This is a genomic window from Actinomadura fibrosa (genome assembly GCF_900659615.1).
GTDB lineage: Bacteria > Actinomycetota > Actinomycetes > Streptosporangiales > Streptosporangiaceae > Spirillospora > Spirillospora fibrosa.
In genome coordinates, this window is the sequence record NZ_CAACUY010000388.1 from 1 (window position 1) to 5,887 (window position 5,887).

4 protein-coding genes and 1 pseudogene are annotated in these 5,887 nt (G+C 73.4%); 2 read left to right on the forward strand and 3 right to left on the reverse strand.

The window, feature by feature from the left end:
- A partial coding sequence (locus E1300_RS51980; RefSeq protein ID WP_207400398.1) for a hypothetical protein occupies positions 1–344 on the reverse strand: 344 nt, incomplete at its 3' end.
- Here E1300_RS51980 and E1300_RS54120 point away from each other — a divergent pair.
- Together E1300_RS54120 and E1300_RS51985 are read left to right on the forward strand one after the other, a co-directional pair.
- Positions 246–494, forward strand: a pseudogene (locus E1300_RS54120) (glycosyltransferase); the annotation flags it as partial. The gene E1300_RS51980 and the pseudogene E1300_RS54120 overlap by 99 nt on opposite strands.
- A 146-nt stretch (positions 495–640) precedes the next feature.
- Positions 641–3,163, forward strand: a complete 2,523-nt coding sequence (locus tag E1300_RS51985; protein WP_207400397.1) for an ATP-binding protein — start codon at positions 641–643, stop codon at positions 3,161–3,163.
- 127 nt (positions 3,164–3,290) lie between these two features.
- Here E1300_RS51985 and E1300_RS46840 read toward each other — a convergent pair whose 3' ends face one another.
- Positions 3,291–4,115, reverse strand: coding sequence for an ABC transporter permease (locus tag E1300_RS46840; protein ID WP_131763722.1), 825 nt, complete (start codon positions 4,113–4,115; stop codon positions 3,291–3,293).
- Positions 4,112–5,101: an ATP-binding cassette domain-containing protein gene (locus E1300_RS46845; RefSeq protein WP_131763723.1), complete on the reverse strand. Its 990-nt coding sequence runs from the start codon at positions 5,099–5,101 to the stop codon at positions 4,112–4,114. The genes E1300_RS46840 and E1300_RS46845 overlap by 4 nt, the downstream gene beginning before the upstream one ends.
- Positions 5,102–5,887 lie beyond the last annotated feature (786 nt).

The window sequence follows — 5,887 nt, forward strand, 5'->3', positions numbered from 1 at the left end:
TCACGGCGTCCTGGCAAGCGGCCGCCGCACTGGCGCAGATCCGCGCCAGCTTCGCCGACTACCTGGCAGAGGCGGGCCCGCGCGGCGCGGCCGACGACTCCCCCATCGGGCGCGCCCTCGCGCGGCGGCTGCTCGACCACGGCCTGGCCCTGCCGCTCCCGGCGCCGCGTCCCGGCCCGCACGACGTGACCGTCGTGATCCCGGCCTTCGGCCGCGCCGCCGAGCTCGACGCGACCCTGGCCGCGGTGAAGGGCGTGCCCGCGATCGTGGTGGACGACGGGTCCCCCGATCCGGAGCCGTTGCGCCGCGCCGCCGAGGCGCACGGCGCGCGGCTCGTCCGGCACGCCCGCAACCGGGGGCCCGCCGCCGCGCGCAACACCGGGCTCCGGCTCGCGCGGACGCCGTTCGTGGCGTTCGTGGACTCCGACTGCCGCCCCGAGCACGGCTGGCTCGACACGCTCATGCCGCACTTCGACGACCCCCGCGTCGCCGCCGTCGCCCCCCGGGTCGTGCCCTCGTCCGGCGGCACCCGCCTGCTGGCCCGGTACGAGGCCGCCCGGTCGGCGCTCGACATGGGGCGCAGGCCCGCGCTGGTGCGCCCGCCCTCGTGGCCTCCAGCCCGGGGGCCTCCGCGCCGCCCGTGCCCGCGATCACCATGCCGGGCGGGGACCGGGACCGGGCCGCGCGGACGAACCTGCCCGCGCAGCTCACCAGCTTCGTCGGACGCGAGGAGGAGTCGCGGCGCGTCGGCAAGCTGCTCCGCGAGACCCGGCTCGTCACCCTCACCGGACCCGGCGGCGCGGGCAAGACGCGGCTCGCCGGGGAGAGCGCCGCCCCGTTCGTCGACGAGCTGCCGGACGGCGTCTGGTTCGTCCCGCTCGCCCCGGTCAGCGACCCGGTCGACGTCGTGCCCGCCGTGGTCGCCGCGCTCGGCGTCCCCGACACCGTCCGGCCGGGCGAGACGCGCACGGCCGCCCGCCCGCTGGACCGGCTGATCGACTTCCTCGCCGGCAAGCAGATGATCATCGTCCTGGACAACTGCGAGCACCTCATCGACACGGTGGCGGGCCTCGTCGACCGCACTCTGGGACTCGCCCCCGGCGTGCGCGTCCTCGCCACGAGCCGCGAGCCCCTCGGCATCACCGGCGAGTCGCTGTGCCCCGTGCCGTCCCTCCCGCTGCCCCCGCCCGACGAGCACGACGACCCCGGCCCCGACCCGGCGGAGGCCCTCGGCTACGCGGCCGTCCGGCTGTTCGCCGACCGCGCCGCGGCGGTGCGCCCCGGCTTCGCCGTGGACGACGAGACCGCCCCGGACGTCATCGCGATCTGCCGGGCGCTCGACGGCATCCCCCTCGCCATCGAGCTGGCCGCCGCCCGCCTGCGCTCCCTCACCCCCGGCCAGGTCGCCGCGCGGCTCGGCGACCGCTTCCGGCTCCTCACCGGCGGCAGCCGCACCGCCCTGCCCCGGCACCGCACGCTCCGCGCGGTCGTCGACTGGAGCTGGGACCTCCTCGACGACGTCGAGCGGACCGTCCTGCGCAGGCTGTCGGTGTTCGCCGGCGGCGCCACGCCGGAGAGCGCCGTTCGCGTCTGCGGGCTCGACGCCCCGGACGCGCCCGACCCGCACGATGTCATCGACGTCATCGCCGCGCTGATCGACAAGTCGCTCGTCATGGCGGAGGGCGATCCCGACGTCCGCTACCGCCTCCTGGAGACGGTCCGCGTCTACGCGGGCGAGCGGCTGGAGGAGGCCGGCGAGGCGCCGCGGGTCCGCGCCGAGCACGCCGCGTACTGCGTCTGGCTCGCCGAGCGCGCCGAACCCGAGCTGCGCCGCGGCGACCAGCTCCGCTGGCTCGACCGGCTCAGCGCGGAACGCGACAACTTCACCGCCGCCTTCCGGCACATCGCCGACACGGGCGACGCGGAGACGGGCCTCCGGCTCGTCGGGGCCCTCGTGTGGTTCTGGCTGATGCGCGACCTGGAGATCGAGGCGGGCGGCTGGTCCGTCGCGATCCGCGACATCCTCGGCCCCGAGCCGCCACCGGGACTGGCGGAGCAGTACGCGCTGTGCAAGATCTCCGCGGAGCTGATCACCCTGGTGACCGCCGACGACGGCACGACCGCGGAACACCTCCGGGAGTCACTGGACCGCGCGACCGCGCTCGTCCCCGAGGCGCCCCGCCACCCGGTCCTGGTCCTCATGCGGCCCGCCTCCCGCGTCTTCACCGGCGACATGGAGGGCACCCGGCAGGCGCTCGTGGAGATCGCCGGCCATCCCGACCCCTGGATCCGCGCCGTCGTCCACGTCATGCTCGCCTTCATCGCGCTGAACACCGGCCAGGTGGACGAGGCCGCGACCGAGGCCGCCACCGGACAGGACGCGTTCCGCGAGCTCGGCGACCGGTTCGGCGAGCTCATCAGCCTGAGCGCGCTCATGCAGGTCGCCATGGCCCGCGGCGAGCTCACCCAGGCCGTCCGGCTCGGCGAGCAGGCCTACCGCTACGCCGTCGAGGGCGTCAACCCCGAGCAGGGCGCGTCGATGCTCGTCCAGCTCGCCCGGGCGCGCGCCCAGCTCGGCGACGTCGAGCGCGCCCGGCGGGAACTGCACCAGGCCATCGCCGCCTCCGAGCGCGTCGGCGACTTCGCGGACGCCGCGTCCGCGTCCCTGATGCTCTGCGAGCTCGCCATGGCGGACGGCGACCTGGCCGCCGCCCGCCCCTACGCCGAGCGGGCGTACGACTGGGTCGAGCCCCGCCGGCACCGCCCCGACTTCCAGCAGGCCACCCGGAGGACCTACAGCCGCCTCGGCTGCCTCGCCGAGCAGGGAGGCGACCTCGACGAGGCGACCCGCTGGCACCTGCGCGCCTTCGACGGCGTCGAGAACGACGCCCTCTCCGGCAACCCCACCCTCGCCGCCCTCGTCGAGGGCATCGCCGCGCTGCGCGCCGCCCGCGGCGACGGCGTCCGCGCCGCCGAACTCCTCGGCATCGCCCACGGCCTGCACGGCTTCCGCGACAACGGCTCCCACGAGGTCCGCCGGACGGTCGCCGCCGCGACGGCCGCGCTCGGCGAGGACGCGTTCGCCGCCGCCTACGACCGCGGCCGCCACGTCCCCCGCGACGCCATGATCGCCGAGGCCGCCTCCCTCATCGAGCCCACCTGACCCGACACCGGACGCCCGGCCGCCGAGTCGCCCGCGCCGCGTCCGAAACGTGCCGCGAACGGCGAAGGCGCGCCCGCCCGGCATCCGCTACCGGACAGGCGCGCCTTGCGCCCGCGCACGCCACCGCTCATGCACGACGCGAGTACATCCGCATGGCCAGCGGGAACGCCACGACGACGATCCCGGCGGCCCAGGCCAGCGTGTACCACGCGTGGTTGCCGATGGGCCCGCCCACCATGAGCGCGCGCATGGACTCGGCCAGATGCGTGACCGGGTTGACCTTCGTCCACGCCTGGAGCCAGCCCGGCATCGTGGACGTGTTCGGGACGAGGATGCTGCTGCCGAACGTCAGCGGCATCACCCACATGAACGACAGGCCCTGGACCGTGTCCGGCGACGGCGCCACGAGCCCCACCAGGACCGACAGCCAGCAAACGGCCAGGTAGAACACGTACGCCAGCCCCAGCGCGGCCAGCACCGACAGCGGATCGGTGTGGAACCGGAACCCCAGCGCCGACCCGAACCCGACCAGCACGGTGATCACCGTCAGGAACCGGACCGTGTCCCCCAGCACCGTCCCGATCAGCGGCGCCGACCGGGCGATCGGCAGGCTCCGGAACCGGTCGAACACGCCCTTGTGGATGTCCTCGTTCAGCGCCGTCCCGAGCCCCATCGTCGCGAACATCGCCATCTGGGCCACGAGACCCGGCAGCAGCTGCTGGAGATACGAATGCGTGCTCCCCGACACCGCTCCGCCGAACACGTACAGGAACAGCAGCAGGAAGATGATCGGCATCAGCGTCGTGTCCAGCAGCTTCTCCGGAGAGTGCTTCAACTGGGCGATGTTGCGCCAGGCCAGCGTCAGGCCGTGGCGCAGCGTCCGGCGCGGGCTGATGTGCGCGGGCGGCTCGGCGACGGAGACCCGCCGCGCGTCGGTCGTGATGGCGGTCATGCCACGCTCCCCTCGGTGATCATTTCGGTCTCGTTCTCGTCCTCGGGCTCCTCGGCGACGTGGCCGGTGAGCGTGAGGAACACCTCGTCCAGGCTCGGCATGCGCAGCGCCAGCTCCGCCGCCACGATGGACGCGTCGTCCAGCCGACGCACCAGCGCCGACAGGATCGTCGGGTCGGGCACCTGCGCGGTGACCAGCCCCGTCTGCTCCTGCACGTCCGGGCGCTCCCCGGTCAGGTCGGTGACGATCGCCGCGAGCTGGGCCGTCCGGTAGTGCTCGGCCGTCCGGACGACGAGCGTCTGCCGGCCGGTCCGCGCCTTCAGGTCGTCGGGCGTGCCGTCCGCGATCACCCGGCCGTGGTCGAACACCGCGATCCGGTCCGCGAGCGCGTCGGCCTCCTCCAGGTACTGCGTGGTCAGCAGGACGGTCGCGCCGTCCGCGACCACCTCCCGCACCGTGTCCCACACCTCGTTGCGGGCCCGCGGGTCCAGGCCCGTCGTCGGCTCGTCCAGGTAGATGACCTCGGGATGGTTGATCAGGCTCGCCGCGAGGTCCAGCCGCCGTCGCATGCCGCCCGAGTAGGTCTTCACCGCCCGCGCCGCGGCGTCGGTGAGCCGGAACCGGTTTAGCAGCTGCCGCGCCCGCGCCCGCGCCTCGGCCCGCCCGAAGTCCAGCAGCCGAGCGATCATCACCAGGTTCTCGAACCCGGTCAGCTCCTCGTCCACCGAGGCGTACTGGCCCGTCAACCCGATCTTGGCCCGCACGCGCACCGCGTCCTTGACGACGTCGTAGCCGGCCACCTCGGCCCGGCCGGCGTCCGGCTTGAGCAGCGTCGCCAGGATCCGGACGGCCGTCGTCTTGCCCGCCCCGTTCGGACCCAGCACGCCGAGCACGGTGCCCCTCCGCACCGCGATGTCCACACCGTCCAGGGCCCGGGTGTCCCCGAACCGCTTCCGCAGGCCCTCGGCCCGGATCACATCGTTCATCTCGACCTCTCGGAGTTCTTCGTTTCCGTCGCTTCACCACCGTGCGCGATGGCCCTGACACGGCACGCACGGCGGGCGCTCAGCGCTGACATCCCGCTGACGCGGCACTGACGCCGACGGCTGAAGGACGCGTGACCAGGGGGTTTCCGAACCCCGACGCGGAGGCGGCCGGTTCGATTTGACGGGGTGCCCGGGGCTGCCTAATGTTCTTCCTGCCCCAAGGGGATGCGGGACGCCGGACGGCGGACGGCCTCAGGGGACGCCGCCAGAGGAAAACAGTTCGAAGCACGCTTCGGGCCGAGGTACTCTGGACAGGTCAGCCCGAGACGGGATGCAGGACGCCGCAAGGTGGCCGGCCCTGGGGACTCCCTCGAACGATCCTTCACAGGCGATCTTCGTCGCCTGCGATGACGCACGGGGGACGGGCGCCGAACCTGAAGATCCACTCCAAGAGTGGGGTTGACAGGGACGAAGATTCCGGTAAGTTAGAAGGGTTGCCCCGGAGCGGGGCTCGCGAGAGCGGGTCTGGCGCGGTGGGTGTCCGTTTCTTGAGAACTCAACAGCGTGTTAAAAGCCAGTGCCTTATCGGCTCGGTCGACCTGATTGGTCGGTCGGGTCGCCCCGTGGCCATCGTTTCCTTTTGGGGTTCGGTGGTGGGGATTTCTTTGAGGCAATGCATCAGCCCCTTTTTTGGGGGTGTGGTGTTTGCTGGGATTTCTTCTGAGGTTTGGCTGCCTGGGGTTCGCCCCCTGGGTGGTCGTTGGGCCTTGATGGAGAGTTTGATCC

Excerpts from the sequence above, each read along its gene's own strand:
- E1300_RS46840 (WP_131763722.1), bottom strand. The coding sequence starts at position 4,115 with ATGACCGCCATCACGACCGACGCGCGGCGGGTCTCCGTCGCCGAGCCG.
- E1300_RS46845 (WP_131763723.1), bottom strand. The coding sequence starts at position 5,101 with ATGAACGATGTGATCCGGGCCGAGGGCCTGCGGAAGCGGTTCGGGGAC.